The organism is Lacrimispora sp. YZC11 (assembly GCF_057543815.1).
In genome coordinates, this window is sequence record NZ_BAAJYQ010000006.1 from 627,074 (window position 1) to 644,973 (window position 17,900).

General features: G+C 46.7%; 19 protein-coding genes. 5 read left to right on the plus strand and 14 right to left on the minus strand.

Annotated elements, in window-relative coordinates:
* The first annotated feature begins 220 nt into the window (after positions 1 to 220).
* Positions 221 to 418, plus strand: a complete 198-nt coding sequence (locus tag AC27IJ_RS09185) for a hypothetical protein (RefSeq protein ID WP_312500982.1) — start codon at positions 221 to 223, stop codon at positions 416 to 418.
* A gap of 109 nt (positions 419 to 527) precedes the next feature.
* Positions 528 to 1,793, plus strand: coding sequence for a peptidoglycan-binding protein (locus AC27IJ_RS09190; protein WP_312500980.1), 1,266 nt, complete (start codon positions 528 to 530; stop codon positions 1,791 to 1,793).
* Between the two features lie 56 nt (positions 1,794 to 1,849).
* Here AC27IJ_RS09190 and AC27IJ_RS09195 read toward each other — a convergent pair whose 3' ends face one another.
* The 10 genes from AC27IJ_RS09195 to AC27IJ_RS09240 all read right to left on the minus strand — a co-directional run bounded on the left by AC27IJ_RS09195 (position 1,850) and on the right by AC27IJ_RS09240 (position 11,064).
* Positions 1,850 to 2,752, minus strand: a complete 903-nt coding sequence (locus AC27IJ_RS09195) for a DUF368 domain-containing protein (protein WP_312442195.1) — start codon at positions 2,750 to 2,752, stop codon at positions 1,850 to 1,852.
* 167 nt (positions 2,753 to 2,919) lie between these two features.
* Positions 2,920 to 3,690, minus strand: coding sequence for an N-acetylmuramoyl-L-alanine amidase (locus AC27IJ_RS09200; protein ID WP_312442423.1), 771 nt, complete (start codon positions 3,688 to 3,690; stop codon positions 2,920 to 2,922).
* A gap of 92 nt (positions 3,691 to 3,782) precedes the next feature.
* The gene (locus AC27IJ_RS09205; protein ID WP_312442194.1) at positions 3,783 to 4,238 is read right to left on the minus strand and encodes an Lrp/AsnC family transcriptional regulator; all 456 of its coding nucleotides are present in this window, start codon (positions 4,236 to 4,238) and stop codon (positions 3,783 to 3,785) included.
* 134 nt (positions 4,239 to 4,372) lie between these two features.
* Positions 4,373 to 5,602, minus strand: a complete 1,230-nt coding sequence (locus AC27IJ_RS09210; RefSeq protein WP_312442193.1) for an LL-diaminopimelate aminotransferase — start codon at positions 5,600 to 5,602, stop codon at positions 4,373 to 4,375.
* 17 nt (positions 5,603 to 5,619) lie between these two features.
* Positions 5,620 to 6,432 carry a diaminopimelate epimerase gene (dapF, locus tag AC27IJ_RS09215; RefSeq protein WP_312501064.1) on the minus strand — a complete coding sequence of 271 codons (813 nt, stop codon included), beginning with the start codon at positions 6,430 to 6,432 and terminating at the stop codon, positions 5,620 to 5,622.
* Between the two features lie 15 nt (positions 6,433 to 6,447).
* Positions 6,448 to 6,996 (minus strand): ANTAR domain-containing response regulator, encoded by a 549-nt coding sequence (locus AC27IJ_RS09220; RefSeq protein WP_312442192.1) that lies wholly within the window; start codon positions 6,994 to 6,996, stop codon positions 6,448 to 6,450.
* Between the two features lie 42 nt (positions 6,997 to 7,038).
* The gene (glnA, locus tag AC27IJ_RS09225) at positions 7,039 to 8,376 is read right to left on the minus strand and encodes a type I glutamate--ammonia ligase (RefSeq protein ID WP_312442191.1); all 1,338 of its coding nucleotides are present in this window, start codon (positions 8,374 to 8,376) and stop codon (positions 7,039 to 7,041) included.
* Between the two features lie 153 nt (positions 8,377 to 8,529).
* Positions 8,530 to 10,398, minus strand: coding sequence for a heavy metal translocating P-type ATPase (locus AC27IJ_RS09230; RefSeq protein WP_312442190.1), 1,869 nt, complete (start codon positions 10,396 to 10,398; stop codon positions 8,530 to 8,532).
* Between the two features lie 16 nt (positions 10,399 to 10,414).
* On the minus strand, positions 10,415 to 10,639 hold the full coding sequence (locus tag AC27IJ_RS09235; protein WP_312442189.1) for a cation transporter: 225 nt from the start codon (positions 10,637 to 10,639) through the stop codon (positions 10,415 to 10,417).
* A 41-nt stretch (positions 10,640 to 10,680) separates the two neighbouring features.
* The gene (locus tag AC27IJ_RS09240) at positions 10,681 to 11,064 is read right to left on the minus strand and encodes an ArsR/SmtB family transcription factor (protein ID WP_312442188.1); all 384 of its coding nucleotides are present in this window, start codon (positions 11,062 to 11,064) and stop codon (positions 10,681 to 10,683) included.
* Between the two features lie 379 nt (positions 11,065 to 11,443).
* Here AC27IJ_RS09240 and AC27IJ_RS09245 point away from each other — a divergent pair, with 379 nt between their 5' ends.
* The 3 genes from AC27IJ_RS09245 to AC27IJ_RS09255 are packed head-to-tail and all read left to right on the plus strand — an operon-like array spanning position 11,444 to position 13,862.
* Positions 11,444 to 12,244 (plus strand): ABC transporter ATP-binding protein, encoded by an 801-nt coding sequence (locus AC27IJ_RS09245; RefSeq protein ID WP_312442187.1) that lies wholly within the window; start codon positions 11,444 to 11,446, stop codon positions 12,242 to 12,244.
* Positions 12,245 to 12,256: 12 nt separating this feature from the next.
* Positions 12,257 to 13,060, plus strand: coding sequence for an ABC transporter permease (locus AC27IJ_RS09250; RefSeq protein ID WP_312500978.1), 804 nt, complete (start codon positions 12,257 to 12,259; stop codon positions 13,058 to 13,060).
* 16 nt (positions 13,061 to 13,076) lie between these two features.
* Positions 13,077 to 13,862, plus strand: coding sequence for an ABC transporter permease (locus AC27IJ_RS09255; RefSeq protein WP_312442185.1), 786 nt, complete (start codon positions 13,077 to 13,079; stop codon positions 13,860 to 13,862).
* Between the two features lie 71 nt (positions 13,863 to 13,933).
* On the opposite strand, the gene AC27IJ_RS09260 is transcribed toward AC27IJ_RS09255, so the two are convergent.
* The 4 genes from AC27IJ_RS09260 to ytvI are packed head-to-tail and all read right to left on the minus strand — an operon-like array spanning position 13,934 to position 17,849.
* Positions 13,934 to 14,284 carry a NifB/NifX family molybdenum-iron cluster-binding protein gene (locus AC27IJ_RS09260; protein ID WP_312442183.1) on the minus strand — a complete coding sequence of 117 codons (351 nt, stop codon included), beginning with the start codon at positions 14,282 to 14,284 and terminating at the stop codon, positions 13,934 to 13,936.
* Between the two features lie 44 nt (positions 14,285 to 14,328).
* A complete protein-coding gene (locus AC27IJ_RS09265) occupies positions 14,329 to 15,693 on the minus strand; it encodes an MATE family efflux transporter (RefSeq protein ID WP_487148496.1) in 1,365 nt (454 codons plus the stop codon).
* A gap of 21 nt (positions 15,694 to 15,714) precedes the next feature.
* A complete protein-coding gene (locus AC27IJ_RS09270; protein WP_487148497.1) occupies positions 15,715 to 16,668 on the minus strand; it encodes a glycoside hydrolase family 25 protein in 954 nt (317 codons plus the stop codon).
* A gap of 53 nt (positions 16,669 to 16,721) precedes the next feature.
* A complete protein-coding gene (gene ytvI / locus AC27IJ_RS09275) occupies positions 16,722 to 17,849 on the minus strand; it encodes a sporulation integral membrane protein YtvI (protein WP_312442180.1) in 1,128 nt (375 codons plus the stop codon).
* Positions 17,850 to 17,900: the final 51 nt, after the last annotated feature.

The window sequence follows — 17,900 nt, forward strand, 5'->3', positions numbered from 1 at the left end:
CATGTCAGAACTGTAATGCCCAAATTGAATAGATTATACATGATACCGCGACATTTTTCAACTGTTTTCTTCTTATTAATTTTCTTATATTTTCTTATAAATCCTGCATAATTTATCATTTAATCAATAAATCATGCATAATAATACAAAATGCCTGGTTGTTTTTTCAAAAGTATACTTTCGGGACAATCCGCACAGACTAAGGCTGAGGTGATAAAATATGATTGATAACAGCGAACTGCCCATTGGCTTTACCATGGAGCTAGCTCAGCACTCGGATATTCTGACTCGGTTTGCCGGACTTGCAGAACATGAGAGAGACAGGATTGTAGACGGAGCCAGAAGCATTGATAGCCGGGATGAAATGCGGAACTATGTGGAGTCCATGTTTCATGAATCAAAATCATCCTTTTTTTAAAAAGCTTCCCGCAGGATTGAATTTTATCTTTAACCTGCGGGAGCTTTTGTAATTATTCCTTTTACCCCTTAATATATTTAGTAATAATCAATTCATTAAGGGGCATTCTATGAAAAAATACATGACAGCTGTGGCACAGGAAACCGCATCTACCGGCGCTCTTCAGGTAGATGTAGTTTCCCAGGAAAACAACTTCCCCATCCGGGATGCGGAGGTATCCATTGCCTACAAAGGAGATCCTGAGAGTCCGGTGGAACATCTTACCACCAATTCATCCGGCCAGACGGAGCAGGTAAACCTTGCTGCTCCTCCCATTGACTTAAGCTTATCCCCCGGCCTTGCCCAGCCTTACTCGGAATACACACTCAACATCCGGGCCCAGGGCTTTGAGCCCGTTGCCATCTCCGGCACGGAAATCCTTGCACAGACCACGGCCATACAGCCGGTGCGCATGACTCCCATCCAGCAGGAAGTATCTCCGGACGTTCCCATTGTTATCCCGGACCACACCCTATATGGTGAATATCCTCCTAAAATTGCGGAAGCCGAAGTAAAACCCACGGCGGAAACTGGGGAAATCGTTTTAAGCCGTGTGGTAATTCCTCAGACAATCGTGGTCCACGACGGAGTTCCTACCGATCCGACAGCCACCAATTATTACGTTCCCTATCTTGATTATATTAAAAACGTGGCTTCCAGCGAAATTTACGCCACCTGGCCCCAGTCCACCATAACAGCCAATGTACTGGCAATTATGAGTTTTACTTTAAACCGGGTTTATACGGAATGGTATAGGAACCAGGGATATAGTTTCACCATTACATCTTCCACAGCCTTTGACCATAAATGGATCTATGGACGAAACATTTATGAAAGCATTTCCCAGGTCGTTGACGAAATCTTTAACAATTACTTATCCCGCCCAGGTATCAGGCAGCCCATACTTACCCAGTACTGTGACGGCAACAGGGTCCAGTGCCCTAACTGGATGACTCAGTGGGGAAGCTTAACCCTTGGAGAACAGGGCTACTCCGCCATTGAAATACTGCGGCACTTTTATGGAAGCAATATGTATATCAATACCGCCGAACAGGTTTCCGGAATCCCCTCATCCTTCCCCGGTTATAACTTAACCATCGGCGCCAGCGGAGATAAGGTCCGCCAGGTCCAGGAGCAGCTTGATACAATTGCTACCGTCTATACCGCAATTCCCCGTATCACGGCTGACGGAATCTACGGTCCGGCGACCGCCGAATCAGTCCGGCAGTTCCAATCCATTTTCGGACTTCCGGTAACCGGCATCATTGATTTTGCCACATGGTATAGGATTTCCCACATTTATGTAGGGATCACACGAATCGCAGAGTACTCATAAAAAAGGAGAAAGGTCTTATTGAATGAAAAGACCTTTCTCCTTTTTTCCATTTCATGCTATCCTTCTCCTCCAAGCATCTCAGCCGCTACATATCCAAGCAAAGCCAGAGCGATTCCTCCCATCAGCTCATACAGCTTCACCATTTCCCACGGCATATCCCAAAAAATGACAAAAGGAGAGGAAAATACAAGACCTATGATAACCTGGTACATTTGGCGTTCATGGCGGGTGAGCAGACGTTCCACCACTTTTGCAAACAGAAATACGCCGATTAAAAGACCAGCTGCATAAGGCGCCAGCACCATACCATTGTACCAAAGACTTTGGATATCAAAGGTAGAAAGAGCTCTAATGCAGGCATTGTTTGTTTGCAGTATTGGTTCATAAAAACCCAGCATCATCATAATCATGGACCCGCTCACCCCTGGCACCACCATGGTGGCCGCAGCTACCAGGCCCACCAGAAACAACGTGAATACCCAGAACTTTTCAGAAGAAAGATAAGCTGCACCGGAAGCCATATTCATTCCCTCACCGCTGCTGCCGGAAGTAATGGTTGTTTCAGCAATAAAGGTAATTAGAATGACCGCTCCGCAGGTAAGGGCAGCCGTTAAAATCCCTTTTCTTCTGTCTGCCCGGTCTTTTGAAAATGATTTTTGAAACAAGGAAGGGAGCCCGCCGCCGATCATTCCCAAAAATGTCATTTTGGTCTGGAGCGGATATGTATGAAAAAGATATTCAAATGCCAGAGACAGAAAAACGATGCCGGCCACTGCCCCCACCCCATAGGGAAGGAGAATCCGAAGGCTTTTTAAAGGCTCCTTAAACAGCTGCGTTACCGCATGAATGATCTTATCATACACTCCCATGGTAATGGCAAGCATTCCCCCGCTTATGCCGGGAAGTATGTTCGCCACACCAATGATAACACCCTTTAGAAGTTCACTGATATACTCCAAGCAATTCCTCCTGTATTTAACATATATGATATATCCTATGCCTTTTTAACCTCTTCTAATACATCTTTCCCCTGGTTCCAGCCATTACTTAACAGCGCTTTAAGCGGATGACAAGAAGCCGCAAGGGCGTTGCTTTTTCTAAAAGCCTGCGTCCCTGCGGCCAGATTTCAAAACACAGCCGGTCTTTTTACCATGAACGTGTCATATCCGTTCCGTCTGAGAGTATGCTCCATGCGCACCGCATTATCAATATTGCGGAATGCCCCCACGCGAACCTTATATAGTCCATCTTCATAAACTACAAATGCCGGGAATCCCTGGGCCTTTAAAGTATTAACTTCATCTTCGGCCAAAGTGTGAACCCGGTATGCTCCTACCTGCACCTGATAATATTCGGGACGCGTCTCTTCCTGTTCCCTTATAGAATTCAGGGTTCCATCTGCAATTGCCTGGGCAATATCCTGAAAATTCTGGTCAAACAAAGCATTATCCTCTTCGTTATCAATAAATCCTACTTCCACCATAACCGTTGGCAGCTTTGTCCGCCTGAGAATTACCAATCCCGGACGTTCCACTGTGCCTAAATTGACGAATCCCGTCTTATTTAAGGCTTCCCCTATGTTTCTGGCCAGCATGCCCGGCACCCCTTTATCTTCAAATACAAGAACTTCTATTCCGGAACCGGTACCTGGAACCGGCATGGCATTTCGGTGAATGGACACAAAGAAATCTGCTTCCGCATCATTGGCCATCGTGGCCTTCTCAAGGGGCGTATTATAGGTATCGTCAGTTCTGGTATACCTGACATCAATTCCGTTGTCTGCAAGAATTCTTCCCACAGCCATCGCAAGCCTTAAGTTATCATCTTTTTCCTGCCGTCCACCATGAGACGCACCTGGGTCCGTGCCGCCGTGACCAGCATCTATTACTACGATCATTCTCTCAGCCAAAAGAAAAACTCCCTTCACATACTTCTATTATATAAAGTATGTAAAGGCAGCCTTCTCGGTACCACTTTTTTGTACCGCATTTATTCTTTTTCTCCCAATTCCGCCATCACATCCATATCTCTTGGCCCTACTGGAGTAGAAAATACAATCTGAGTGCTGGTCTTTCCATATTTTTGCAGCTGTCCAATAAAAATATCCAGCTCCATGGTACTTGGAAATGCCACTTTTAGCAGCATGGAGTATTCTCCTGTAACGCAGTTGCACTCCAGAACATTGGAAAAGGACTCCATTTCCCCATAAAACCGGATCTTATCACCCGGAGAAACATCAAGACTTACAAAAGCGGTAATATGATATCCCAGCTTTCTTGAATCCACTGCAGCATGGTATCCGGTAATGATTTTTTCCCGCTCCAGCTTTTCAATTCTGGCGGAAACTGCTGGAGAAGACAGAAAAGTAGTTTCCGCAATATTCTTTAGGGATGCCCTGGCATTCTTTTGTAATGTCTTCACTATTTTTTTATCGATGTCATCCATTTTTTCCTCCCGAAAAAGAAGAAAAGCGCCAGTACCGCCAAGGCACTGAACGCTTTTGTTCTTTTAAATAAAACTCCACACTTATGGATCTTTCTTAAATTTATCATAACCAATCATCAAAAACTTGTCAACGTTTATTTATTAAGGGATGGCATTTTTTTAATCCGGTCAATGGCTTCCAAGGTATTCTCATAGGTTCCAAACGCCGTCAAACGGAAATATCCCTCACCGCTTGGCCCGAACCCGCTTCCAGGAGTTCCCACCACGCCGGCTTCCTCAAGGAGGCAGTCAAAAAATTCCCAGGAGGTCATTCCCTCAGGTACTTTTAACCAGATATATGGAGCGTTGACGCCGCCGTAAACCTGACAGCCTGCTTCCTGTAAACCCATGTATATGGCCTTCGCATTTCTCATGTAATAGGCCACCTGTTCCTTTAGCTGGGCTTTTCCCTCGGTTGAATAAACCGCTGCCCCTGCTTTTTGAACGATATAGGGGGCTCCGTTAAATTTGGTTCCATGGCGTCTGGCCCATAGGGAATGAAGGGAGACCCCTCCCCTTACCAAAGCCTTTGGAATGACGGTAAAGCCCAGTCGGATCCCGGTAAAACCTGCATTTTTGGAAAAGGAACGAAATTCGATGGCACAGGTTTTCGCACCTTCTATCTCAAAGATGGAATGCGGTACGTCATCCTGGACAATATAAGCTTCATAAGCGGCATCATAAAGGATCACCGCGCCATTGTCATTGGCGTAATCCACCCATACCTTTAACTGCTCCCTTGTCAGGGTCGTTCCAGTTGGATTGCCTGGAACGCATAAGTAAATGAGATCCGGCGTTTCTTCCGGCAGCTCCGGCACAAATTGGTTTTCAGCCGTACAGGGCATATAAATCACATTGCTCCACTTACCGGCCTCTTCCTCGTATACCCCTGTTCTTCCCGCCATGGCATTGGAATCTACATAAACCGGATAAACCGGGTCACAAACTGCGACACGGCAGCTTTCGTCAAAGATCTCCTGGATATTTCCGCAATCGCTCTTTGCCCCATCCGAGACAAAGATTTCATCAGGGGATATCTCGCAGCCTCTGGCAATGTAATCTTCCTTAGCAATAATTTCCCTTAAAAAACCATAGCCCAAATCCGGCGCATAGCCATGAAAGGTCTCCTTATGCCCCATCTCGTCCACTGCTTCATGAAGAGCCTGGATAATGGCAGGTGCAATTGGCTGGGTCACATCGCCGATTCCCAGCCGGATGATCTTCTTGTGAGGATTTGCTTCAGTAAAGGCATTTACCTTTTTTGCAATGGTGGAAAAAAGATAGCTTCCCGGAAGTTTTAAGTAGTTTTCATTGATTTTTACCATAGGTTCCTCCTGTTACTTTAAAGATTATTAATGTCAAATTCACCCTCAAATACCTCTGCTGCCGGCCCGGTCATGAACACATGGCCGCTTCCTTCCCGGTCCCAGTGGATGGTCAGATTGCCGCCCTTTAATTCCACCTCGACAGTATGGGAGGTGCGGCCGCTTAAGGCAGAGGCAACCGCGCTGGCTGTGGCTCCTGTTCCGCAGGCCCAGGTTTCCCCGCTGCCCCTCTCCCACACCCTCATGCGGATGTAATTCCGGTTCACCACCTGGATAAATTCCGAATTCGTCCGTTCCGGGAAACGCTCATGGGTTTCAAAGGCAGGCCCAATGGCCTCTAAATCCAAGCCGTCAATATGGTCCATATAGTAAATGGCATGGGGATTTCCCATGGATACGCCGATGAACTCATAGTCCTTTCCCTCAATGCAGATCGCCTCGGGCACCTGGCTGGTGATCTCCGGCACTCCCATATCCACCGTGATTTTAACAGCCCTGCCATTCTCAGGTTTTACCTTTAAATGTTTAATCCCGGCTCCTGTCTCCACATCGAATTCCGTTTTTTCCACCAGACGATGATCGTAAACATATTTACCGACACAGCGGATGCCGTTGCCGCACATCTGGCTCTCCGAGCCATCGGCGTTAAACATTCTCATGCGGCAGTCCGCTGTTTCTGAAGGACAGATAAGGATCAGCCCATCGGATCCAATGCCAAAATGACGGTCACTGACCTTTTTCGCAAGCTCATTAGGAGCTTCCACGGATTCTTCAAAACAATTGATATATACGTAATCGTTACCAGTTCCCTGCATCTTTGTAAATTTCATCATTCTCTCCCACAACTATCGATTGATCAGGCTCATGATCATCTGGGCGGTTTCCACCATATTGGTTCCGCTGTCCATGCTGCATTTTTGAATGTACCGGTGGGCATCCGTTTCAGACATATGGTTCCGTTCCATCAAAAGTTCCTTAGCCTGTCTGATCAATTCCTTCTCTTCGCTGCTTCGCTCTTTTGGCTGGCTTTTTAATTTCTTCCGCCTTTTTGCAAGGGATTCCACCATCATTTCTAAGGTACTTACCAGGTCCTGTACCTTTAAAGGATGGCCCAGGCAGACCACACCTTCAGGCGCCCTGCCGCTCCACTGGCTGGGTGACACCAAAAGAAGCATCTGCATGTCTTTGGGAAGGCATTCGTAAAGCTCGTAAAATACCATATCTGCAAACCTGCAGCCGCATACTACGATTCCACTGCCCAACTCGTCGGCGCTGTTTACCGCCTGGGCACCAGAGGTGCAGACCGCCGCTACCGAAAAGCCGTTCCTCACAAGAATATTTTTAATATTTTTTGCATCCTCTTCTCTGGAAAATGCCACTATCACATTGGTCAAACACTCTCACCTCCAGATAACCGTACAAGAAAACAGAAACCATCAATATTTATACAGGTATTCTTCCACTTCCCAATCTGTCACCTGGGCCCGGAACAGATGCCACTCGGTTTCCTTGGCTTCCAGGTATTTGGTAAAGATGTGTTCGCCCAGCACTTCTTTCATAAAATCATCTTTACGGAAGTCCTCGATGGCCTCTCCCAGAGTCTCCGGCAAATGCTCGATTCCTTTTTCCAAAATCTCCTCCGGCAGCATGGCAAATATATTCCTGTCAACGCTCTCCGGCGGAGTCATCTCTTTTTCGATCCCGTCAAGACCGGCAGCCAGACAAGCGGCCAGAGCCAGATAGGGGTTTACGGCAGGATCCGGGCAGCGAAGCTCGATCCTTGTCCCTGCCCCTCTTGAGGCTGGGATGCGGATTAAGGGGCTTCTGTTTGCCTTGGTTGACCATGCAATGTAAACCGGGGCATCATATCCTGGAACAAGGCGCTTATAGGAATTAACCAGAGGATTGGTGAGTATGGCCATCCCTTTCATGTGATAAAGGATTCCGGCTATATACTGGTAGGCAATCCTGCTTAAGCCAAGCTCATCAGATGCGTCCTCAAACATATTGTTGCCCTCTAAATCAGACAGAGACATGTTGATGTGCATCCCGGAGCCATTGACACCTGCCTTGGGCTTTGGCATAAAAGTAGCGTGTAGTCCATGGCGCTTGGCAATGGATTTTACCGCCATTTTAAAAGTCATGATGTTATCCGCTGTTACCATGCCCTCTGCATACTGAAAATCAATTTCGTGCTGTCCCGGCGAAATTTCATGGTGGGAAGCCTCGATCATGAATCCCATTTCTTCCAGATTCAACACCATATCCCGACGGACATTCTCAGCTAAGTCAATGGGCGCCACATCAAAATAGCTTGCCATTTCATGGGTTTCCGTTGTGGGACGTCCCTCTTCATCCGTATGGAAAAGAAAGAATTCACATTCTGGTCCTGCATGAAATTCAAATCCCATGTCTTTTGCTTTCTTTAATACTTTTTTAAGCACGAATCTGGGATCGCCTTCAAAAGGCGTCCTGTCCGGACAATATACATCGCACATCAGTCGGGCAACCTTCCCCTGTTGGGGGCGCCACGGAAAGATCTCAAAAGTATCAAGATCCGGGTAAAGATACATATCGGATTCTTCTATTCTTACAAAGCCCTCAATGGAAGAACCGTCAAACATGCAGCGGTTATCCAAAGCCTTCCCAAGCATGCTTTTCGTAATGGCAACATTCTTCAGCATACCGAAAATATCAGTGAACTGAAGCCGGATAAATTCCACATCCTCTTCCTCTACGATCCGAAATATATCTTCTTTGCTGTACTTGCTCATAATGCTATCTCCCTTCTTAAAAACGATAAGAAACGCGCTTTCCTGTAAAAGGAAAAAGGGTAGGCGAATAAAGTCTCACATCAATGGACCATCTTCGCACCACCCCGTCATATGTGTAAAATATAACAGCTAGAAAAAAATTTGTCAATATTTTTATTTATTACTTTGATATGCTAAAGCCCGGATGGCATTTAAAATAGCAAGTACCGAGACACCTACGTCTCCAAATACGGCTGCCCACATGGTCGCCAGTCCGGCTGCCGACAACAGAAGAATGAGCACTTTCACTCCTATAGCAAAAATAATATTCTGCTTAACAATTCTAGCTGTTTTTCTTGCGATTGCAATGGCATCTATAAGCTTTGACGGTTCATCTGTCATGATCACCACATCCGCGGCTTCCACTGCCGCATCGGAGCCGATTCCTCCCATGGCAATCCCTACGTCTGCCCGGGCAAGAACCGGAGCGTCATTGATTCCGTCGCCTACAAAGGCCAGGTTCATCCCTTCCTGTTTCTTTGATAACAGCTCCTCTAACTTTCCCACCTTATCGCCGGGAAGCAGTCCGCCGTGAACCTCGTCAAGCCCCAGCTTTTCGCCAACCGCCTGGCCGACCTCCGGCTTATCACCAGTCAGCATCACCAGTTTCCTGACTCCGGCTGCCTTTAGCCCTTTTAAGGCCATGGGTACATCTTCACGAATGGTGTCGGAAATGGTAATGGAGCCAAGATAGCGCCCTCCATCCGCAACATAAAGTGACGTTCCTGTTACAGGCCCCTGGTCAGTGATTGTAATCCCCTGCTGTTCCATAAGTCTAGCATTGCCGATATAAAGTTCATGTTCTCTTTCTCCGTCTTTAAGCTCTGCTCTGACACCGTACCCTGCAATTTCTTCCACACTGCCGATAAAACTTTCTTCAACAGGCTTCCCATAGGCTTCCTTTACCGATAAAGCGATGGGATGGTTGGAATGAAACTCTCCATGAGCCGCCAGCTTTAGAAGCTCTTCTTTTGTTCCTTCCACAGGATCCACATCTGTGACCCGGAATTTCCCTGTTGTAAGGGTTCCTGTCTTGTCAAAGACAACGGTATCCAAAGAAGCCATGGCTTCCAGGTAATTGCTTCCCTTCATGAGAATCCCATGTCTGGAAGCAGCGCCCAGCCCTCCAAAAAAGCTTAGAGGCACGGAAATCACCAGAGCGCACGGACAAGAGACAACCAGGAAACTGCAGGCACGGTAAATCCAGGTTCCCCATTCACCGCCAAACACCAGGGGAGGAACCACTGCCAGGATAAGCGCCAGGCTTACCACAACCGGCGTATAGATTTTTGCGAACCTGGTAATGAAGTTTTCGGCCTTTGCCTTTCTAAAACTGGCGTTTTCCACCAGCTCCAGGATCTTTGCCACCGTCGAGTCATCAAACAGCTTTGTTACCTCAACCTCCAGTACACCGTTTAAATTGATGGAACCGCTCAATATCGCATCGTTTTCCTTCACTTCCACAGGCATGGATTCTCCGGTCAGGGCCTTGGTATCCAACCCTCCGGTCCCCTTTACGACGATGCCGTCTAAGGGGACCTTTTCTCCCGGCTTTATTACGATTCTGTCTCCAACGGAAACCTCATAAGGGTCTACTTTCTCCTCTTTCCCATCCTTAAGTAAGTTGGCGTACTCCGGATTAATATCCATAAGCTGGGTGATGGATTTTCTGGACTTGTTTACCGCGTAGTCATTAAAGAGTTCACCCACCTGGTAAAACAGCATAACTCCTACCGCTTCTTCCAAAGCTCCTATGCCGATGGCACCGAAGGTTGCCACTGACATGAGAAAGTTTTCATCGAAAATCTGACCGTTTCTGATATTCCGGAGTGCTCTTAAGGGAATGTCATACCCTGCCGCCAGATAGGAGATCAAAAAGAGCATCCAGTACCAGGCGGTCTTTTCTTCTACAAGCATACCTGCCGCAAAGAACAAGGCGCTGACCACAAGCCTTATTGCCATCTGTTTCTGTTTCTTTGTCATAGCCTCTCCTTTTCTATTACCGTAATACCTTAAATTCTGCTTCCGGCTCAATTTTGTTTGATATCTTTCTTGCCGCTTCTATAATTTCATCTGATCTGCCATCTTCGACTTCCATGGTCATTCTCTGGGTCATAAAGCTTAAAGATGCGTTTTCCACACCTGCTAATTTTTTTACCTCTTCTTCAATCTTGGCTGCACAGTTGGCACAGCACAAGCCTTCCAGTTTAACAATCTTTTTCATAACCTTTACTCTCCTTTTTCATTCTTTTATTATGATCTTAATCACTCATTGATATGCTCCATGCCCTGGGCCAGGATCGATTCGATGTGGCCGTCGGCCAGGGAGTAAAATACGGTTTTTCCCTCTCTGCGGAACTTCACCAGGCGCATCTGCTTCAATACCCGAAGCTGATGGGAAATGGCTGACTGCCCCATCTTCAAAAGATTAGCGATGTCGCACACGCACATATCGGACTGGCTGAGCACATAGAGGATTCTTATCCTCGTAGCATCACCAAACACTTTGAAAAAATCCGCAAGATCAAGAAGCTCCTGATCCTGGGGCATAACTTTTAACACCTGATTCACTACGTTTTCATGAACGCAGATAAAATCGCACTGGTCGATTTCGTAATCCTGAATGTTTTTTTTGCTATCCTGCTCCATTCGGTACCTCCTTAATCTTAATATTATTATATGAATAACTGTTCATATGTTTATATTATCACTTTTTCATAAATTGTCAAGCATATTTTTTGCGCACTTGACAGCCTTCACCGCCGGTGGTAGACTAAAGGTCCTTTTCTAATCTAATTTCACATCTGATATTCAGGAAAAGAGAATATTGATACCACGGTAGAGTCCCCGGAAACGGATCATTTCTGTTTCCGGAGAGCAGCGTTTCCATTGGTTGCCCCAATGGCGCTCACCGCTTGGAAAGATATTAGGATCCTCTGACTGGTCATGACAAGTTTCTTATTAAAATAAGAGCTGCCCGCTGCCGGAAAGAACGGATTCACAAATATTACTACCAGGAGGAACTTATATGATTCAAGTGGAACACATGAACAAGACCTTTAAGGTCGCAAGAAGAAGTGCCGGCTTTTCAGAAGCAGTGAAGGCCCTTTTTCACAGAGAGATGGAAATCATCCACGCTCTTAACGATATTTCCTTTACCATTGGAGACGGAGAAATGGTAGGCTATATCGGGCCTAATGGAGCAGGTAAAAGCTCCACTATCAAAATTCTAAGCGGAATACTGACACCGGATAACGGCACCTGCATGATCAATGGCCGTATCCCATGGAAGGAACGCAAGGAACATGTTAAGGACATTGGCGTTGTCTTCGGCCAGCGCAGCCAGCTTTGGTGGGATGTCCCCATCCTTGATTCCTTTGAACTGCTCCGCGACATCTACGAAATCCCCACACACCAATACCAGGAAACCCTTGACGAGCTGACCGGGCTTTTATCCTTAGGCGAGCTTTTGCGCACTCCGGCCAGACAACTTTCATTGGGCCAGCGGATGCGCTGTGAGATTGCAGCGTCCCTTCTCCACAGGCCTAAAATCCTGTTTCTGGATGAGCCCACCATTGGTCTGGATGCAGTATCCAAGATTGCGGTCCGGGACTTTATCCGAAAGCAGAACCAGGAACACAGGACCACGGTCCTTCTTACAACCCATGATATGCAGGACATTGATGCCCTGGCAGACAGGGTCCTCTTAATTGGAAGAGGACGGCTGCTTTTGGACGGCACCCTTTCCGATCTAAAATCCCACCGTCCCAAAGAAGAAGCCACACTGGATGAGATCATTGCCGCCCTTTACCGGGATTACCGGATATAGGAGGAAGAAACCATGAAAAAATACTGGTCCTTTTTCCGCATCCGTTTTATCCACGGGCTTCAATACCGGGCAGCAGCACTTTCCGGCATGGTCACCCAGTTCGTATGGGGAACCATGGAGATACTTTTATTCCGGGCCTTTTATGAGGCTGCACCGGAAAGCTTTCCCATGGAATTCCAGGCTCTTTCCACCTACATATGGCTCCAGCAGGCATTTCTGGCCCTTTACATGACCTGGTTCTGGGAGGCTGAGCTGTTTCAATCCATTACCACCGGAAATGTGGCCTACGAACTATGCCGTCCTGTCCGCCTTTACCATATGTGGTTTACCAGGGGTCTGGCTGTCCGCCTTTCCAAAGCAGTCCTGCGGTGCATGCCCATCCTTTTGTTTGCCTGGCTGCTGCCGGCTCCTTACGGCCTTGCACTTCCCGAAAACATCCATACATGGTTTTTTACCCTTTTGTCCATGACCCTGGGGCTTCTTTTTGTGGTTGCCTTTGGCATGGTGGTATACATGTCCGTCTTTTACACCATTTCCTCCCAGGGAATCAAACTGATCGTCACATCCCTTTCCGAGTTTTTAAGCGGTGCGGTCATCCCTCTTCCTTTCCTGCCGGACGGGATCAGGGAATTTGTGAACTTTTTGCCTTTTGCATCGGCCCAGAATGTTCCTTTCCGTATTTTCGGCGGCGACTTAAAAGGGCATGATATGTATGCAAGCCTTCTGGGACAGGTATTCTGGCTGGCGGTGTTCCTTGTTATCGGTCAGGCCATGGAGCGCAATGCCTTAAAGCGTATTGTAATCCAGGGCGGTTGAAAGGGGGGATACTACTATGAATTCAATCCGGTTATATGAAAAATATCTTCTCATACACTTAAAAGGCATGATGCAGCATAAAGCTTCTTTCCTTTTAACCACCATAGGGCAATTTTTAATATCCTTTAACATATTTCTTGGAGTCCGCTTTATGATGGACCGTTTTAAAGAAGTAAAGGGCTTTACCTACGGTGAGGTTCTGCTCTGTTTTTCCATTACGCTTATGGCATTCACCATCGCTGAAACCATCTTCCGGAGCCTGGATACCTTTGAAACCATCATCGGGAACGGAGAATTTGACCGAATCCTTCTCCGGCCAAGGGGCAGCCTGTTTCTGGTCCTATGCAGCAAAATAGAACTGACCAGAATCGGCCGGCTTTTGCAGGCCGCCGTTATGCTTGCCTACGGTCTGTATTCCAGCTCCATCACCTGGAACCCTGTCCGGGTGGCGACCGTTGTCCTCATGATCATAGGCGGGGTGGCGGTGTTCGCAGCCATTTATCTGATTTTTGCCTCCATATGCTTTTTTACCCTGGAGGGACTGGAATTTATGAATGTATTTACTGACGGAGCCAGAGAATATGGAAAATATCCCATAGGCATTTATGGGAAAACCCTTCTGACCATCTGTACTTACCTGGTTCCCTTTGCCCTGTTTCAGTATTATCCCTTTTTATATCTTACGGGAAAGACTCCTGATCCACGGTACAGCCTTCTTCCTCTGGCTGCCTGCCTCTTTTTGGTTCCAGCCGGCCTTTTGTGGAATTTCGGACTGTCCCGTTACCAGTCAACCGGTTCTTAATCCGAAATGAAAAGACCGCCAAGCAGGCGGAATCTTCTGATTCCGTTTGCTTGGCGGTCTTTTTTTACGGTTTAGTGTCCATCTTTTCCATGATGGCTGCAGCGCACTTCAAGGTTATAAACTAAGCTTCCATCCAATAAGGCTTCCACCGCAGGATCCGCAGCGCCGGTTACTCCGGGATATAACCGGATCCCAGCCTTGCTTAAAGAAGTCCTAGCGCCCTCTCCGATTCCACCGCAGATTACAGCATCAGCGCCAAGCCCTTTTAAGAATTCTGCCAATGCACCATGCCCGCTTCCTTTTGTATCAATCACTTCTGTGGATGTTATTTTTTTCTCTTCCATCTGGTAAATCTTAAAATGCTCTGTTTTTCCAAAATGCTGGAATATTTCTCCGTTGTCATAAGTTACTGCAATCTTCATAAATACGACCTCCATTTCCAGAATCCTTTGTTACCTGCCAAGTGTCAGCGGTTTTCCACCTCTTTTTTTCTAATGACCCGGTCAAACACCAATAAAGTCACAGTCAGGGATACAGCAACGCTGATGAAATCCGAAACAGGCTCCGTATAAAATATCTTTTCGATTCCGAACCAGACCGGTATAATGGCAGCACCGCCTAAAAATATTACCTTTCGGAACATGGAAAGGGATATTGCGACTTTTGCGGCTCCCATTCCCACAAATCCGTCAACAACCGCATACTGCAGGGCCAGAGGTATGATGCCCATGGTATAAATCTTAATGGCCCGTACAGTCAGATCCACGTAAGCCTCATTCTGCGTAAAGATGAGGACAAAATACTTAGGAACCGTATGAGCCAGGATAAACATGATCGTGGTAAACCCAAGGGCCAGACCCGAAATATGAAGGCTTGCCTTTTTAATCCGGTCAGGCCTTCCTGCTCCGTAATTATAGCCTAATATGGTCTGGGTTCCGCCGGTGATCCCTCCAAGCGGCATGGTAACCATCAGCATAAAGCTCTGCACAATGGTCATACAGGTGAGAAGCATGTCTCCCTGTCCCTCTCCGCCGTAACGCTGGATCATCATGTTCAAGGATATGATTAAAATGTTATCAAATGCAATGATGAGAAAAGGGCTTAAGCCCAGCAGCAGAACCCGCTTCATGATCTGCCAGTCATAATTGCCAAAGGTAATCCGGATAGGGGGCTTGTCTCCAAACAGAAACCGGAGTACATAGATGCAGGAAATCATCTGTGACAAAACCGTAGCGATTGCAGCTCCCCGTACCTTGAGACCAAACACAAACATAAACACCGGATCCAGAATGATATTGCATACGGCGCCAAGAAGAACCGACTTCATTGCCGTCTTCGCAAAGCCCTGACAGATGATGAACTGGTTCATCCCCGTGGATAAAAGAGCAAAGACCGTACCCAGCAGGCATATGGTAAGGTAATCATTGGCATAAGAAAAGGTGGCCTCGCTGGCTCCAAACCACATCAAAAGTTTTTCCTTTGCCATAATGGAAAAAACGGTGATCACCACCGATAAAACCGTTAAAAGCAAAAAGCAGTTTGCAAGGATCTGGCTGGCCGCCCGCTGGTTTTTCTCTCCCATGCGGATGCTCATTAAAGGGGAGCCTCCTACGCCTACTAAAAAAGCAACAGACGAGATCATGGTCACAATGGGGCCGCAGATTCCTACCCCTGCCAATGAAATCTCACCTGTTCCGGCGATATTCCCTATGTACATCCGGTCTACAATGCTGTAAAAAACACTTACAAACTGGGCCAGCATGGAGGGAATTGCCAGCCTCCACACCAGTCCTTTTATTTGATCTGTATCTAAATTATTTTCTGTCTTCACGTCAAAACTCCATTAATCCGGTCATTGTCCCATGGCTCCGTCAGAGCCAAAGGTATAGGTAACTCCGTCTATATCCATGGTCGTATCATGAATCAAGATGCCATTGGAATCAAGATAATACCAGATGTCTCCCACCTGGATCCAACCGGTCTGTTTTATATAATTTTTGGTATAATACCGGTTTCCGTCAATACTCTTCCAGCCCTCTGAAGGGATCAGGGTGTTGTAATCCGCAAAGGAGAACTCAATGGTCACATCTCCATCGATCCCTTCCACTCTTCCCTGGTCCGTGCACTGCCAGATGGTACGGTTCTTATAGTTGTTTACAGCGCCATATCTGGCATACCAGACATCATACGGTATCTGGTTCATATCAATGTAATTGGTCAGCCATTTGTTATTGGCATAGACCACCGGCCGGTATCCTGCTTCCGAAATGGTCTTGCAGAAAGCATTGATATTGTCCGTAATCTGCTGCTTTGTCAAATGATTATCAAGAAGGTGCTGGGATTCCACATCATATGCAATAGGATAGGAAATCTGGTAATCCTTTACCATCCGAAGCACATACCTGGCTTCCTCTACCGCGGTCTGGGTATCAAGAGCCTGGGTGTAGAAAAATACGCCGGTCTTTAGCCCGCCTGCCGCTGCTCCCGCCATATTAATGGAATAATAGGGATCCATGTCATTGAGATAACCGATCCGCACCATGGCAAAGGAAATTCCATCCTGTGCCACTTTCTTCCAATCGATCCCGCCGTTTGACTCATTCTGGCGGTTCTGGTATTTTGTTACGGTAATTCCCTTTTCTAAGGCGCCTGCAATGGGGATACCGGAAGAATCCACATATTGTCCGTTTTCCAGTTTCCATGCCTCCGCAGAAAATCCGGTCTTAGGAGCTGCCGTTGCTTTTAAAGTCATTATGCCAGCCGCAAGGCATAAAGCGATTCTCAACTTTGTATTCTTTTTCATCATTTCCTCTTTCCTGCCTATGCGGTCCAGGCATACAGGTATACCCGCAGGGTGTTTTAATCCGGTCCCCTGCGGAACGCATTAATATCATGGATCAGTGTTTTCACGCTGCCAATAAAAGAATTAAAGGCCCCGAATTCATATATATTTAAAATCAGCATGCCAACAGGCACCGCTAAAATCATTCCGGCAATCCCGCTTATCTTAAATCCCAGATATAAAAACAGCAGCGTCATGAGAGGGTCAAGCCCCATGGTGTCGCCAACGATCTTGGGCTGAATGACCTGCCTTAACACAAGAGTCAGAACATAGATGACCAGCAGACCGACGCCAAAGGCATACTCACCTGCAACAAGGCGGATCAATGCCCATGGAATCAGAATGGTACCGGTTCCTAAAATCGGCAGAAAATCAAGAATGGCTATGATAACTGCAAGCAGCAGGGCATAATTCACTCCCAATACCAAAAAACCCGCCGCTAATACCGTGGCAATGACAAACATGATTTTAAACTGGGCGAGAAAATAACCTCCCACCAGACGTCTTGCATCTTTCTTCAGATACTGGTAATATTTGGTCCCTCCTTCCGGTATATACCGGCGGAGCACTTCCATAATCCTATCCCTATCCACAATAAACAGATAGGAGGAAAAAATCGTCACAATGGTATAAACCAGAGCCGCAGGAATACTCTTTACCACATTTCCCGCCACCGTCACCGTGGGAGAAGCGATTTTCTGAACCATCACATTTAAATATTCGCCCATATGGGTAAAAAACTGGTTCACAGAGTCCTGAATGTTCTGGGGCAGAAACTGCAAAAGCCCTTCCACTTTCAAAAGCAGCTTCTGGATTTCAAACCAGGCAGATTCATAATACTTTGGAATATCTCTAGCAAATCCGGCCGCTTCGGAAACCAGCTTGGAGATCAGGAAATAAAGCACAGTCATAATAAGAGCAAGCACCGCAACCACAATCAGCACGGAACTGTGCTTCCTTACGATCTTTAAACGTTTCTCTAAGAAACGCACCAAAGGGTTTGCAATGACCGAGATGACCCAGCCAATGACAAAGGGAAGGAAGAAGTTTAAAAGCTTCGGTCCCCACACGCAAAACAAGTATAAAAATAAAATCGGTATCACAATATTCAGAATCAGTCTGCAATATTTTCTAATTTGTTCCATTTTAATCACCCGCTTATATGATACTACCCAATGGCCTTCCTGGCAAACGAA

Bases quoted from the DNA above. Each gene is read 5' to 3' on its own strand.
- AC27IJ_RS09235 (WP_312442189.1), bottom strand. From the start codon at position 10,639: ATGAAAAAGATTGTTAAACTGGAAGGCTTGTGCTGTGCCAACTGTGCA.
- AC27IJ_RS09185 (WP_312500982.1), top strand. From the start codon at position 221: ATGATTGATAACAGCGAACTGCCCATTGGCTTTACCATGGAGCTAGCT.
- AC27IJ_RS09210 (WP_312442193.1), bottom strand. From the start codon at position 5,602: ATGGTAAAAATCAATGAAAACTACTTAAAACTTCCGGGAAGCTATCTT.
- AC27IJ_RS09240 (WP_312442188.1), bottom strand. From the start codon at position 11,064: ATGGAGCAGGATAGCAAAAAAAACATTCAGGATTACGAAATCGACCAG.
- AC27IJ_RS09245 (WP_312442187.1), top strand. From the start codon at position 11,444: ATGATTCAAGTGGAACACATGAACAAGACCTTTAAGGTCGCAAGAAGA.
- AC27IJ_RS09260 (WP_312442183.1), bottom strand. From the start codon at position 14,284: ATGAAGATTGCAGTAACTTATGACAACGGAGAAATATTCCAGCATTTT.
- AC27IJ_RS09250 (WP_312500978.1), top strand. From the start codon at position 12,257: ATGAAAAAATACTGGTCCTTTTTCCGCATCCGTTTTATCCACGGGCTT.
- AC27IJ_RS09270 (WP_487148497.1), bottom strand. From the start codon at position 16,668: ATGATGAAAAAGAATACAAAGTTGAGAATCGCTTTATGCCTTGCGGCT.
- glnA (WP_312442191.1), bottom strand. From the start codon at position 8,376: ATGAGCAAGTACAGCAAAGAAGATATATTTCGGATCGTAGAGGAAGAG.
- ytvI (WP_312442180.1), bottom strand. From the start codon at position 17,849: ATGGAACAAATTAGAAAATATTGCAGACTGATTCTGAATATTGTGATA.
- AC27IJ_RS09255 (WP_312442185.1), top strand. From the start codon at position 13,077: ATGAATTCAATCCGGTTATATGAAAAATATCTTCTCATACACTTAAAA.
- AC27IJ_RS09230 (WP_312442190.1), bottom strand. From the start codon at position 10,398: ATGACAAAGAAACAGAAACAGATGGCAATAAGGCTTGTGGTCAGCGCC.
- AC27IJ_RS09190 (WP_312500980.1), top strand. From the start codon at position 528: ATGAAAAAATACATGACAGCTGTGGCACAGGAAACCGCATCTACCGGC.
- dapF (WP_312501064.1), bottom strand. From the start codon at position 6,432: ATGAAATTTACAAAGATGCAGGGAACTGGTAACGATTACGTATATATC.
- AC27IJ_RS09205 (WP_312442194.1), bottom strand. From the start codon at position 4,238: ATGGATGACATCGATAAAAAAATAGTGAAGACATTACAAAAGAATGCC.
- AC27IJ_RS09200 (WP_312442423.1), bottom strand. From the start codon at position 3,690: ATGATCGTAGTAATAGATGCTGGTCACGGCGGCACGGACCCAGGTGCG.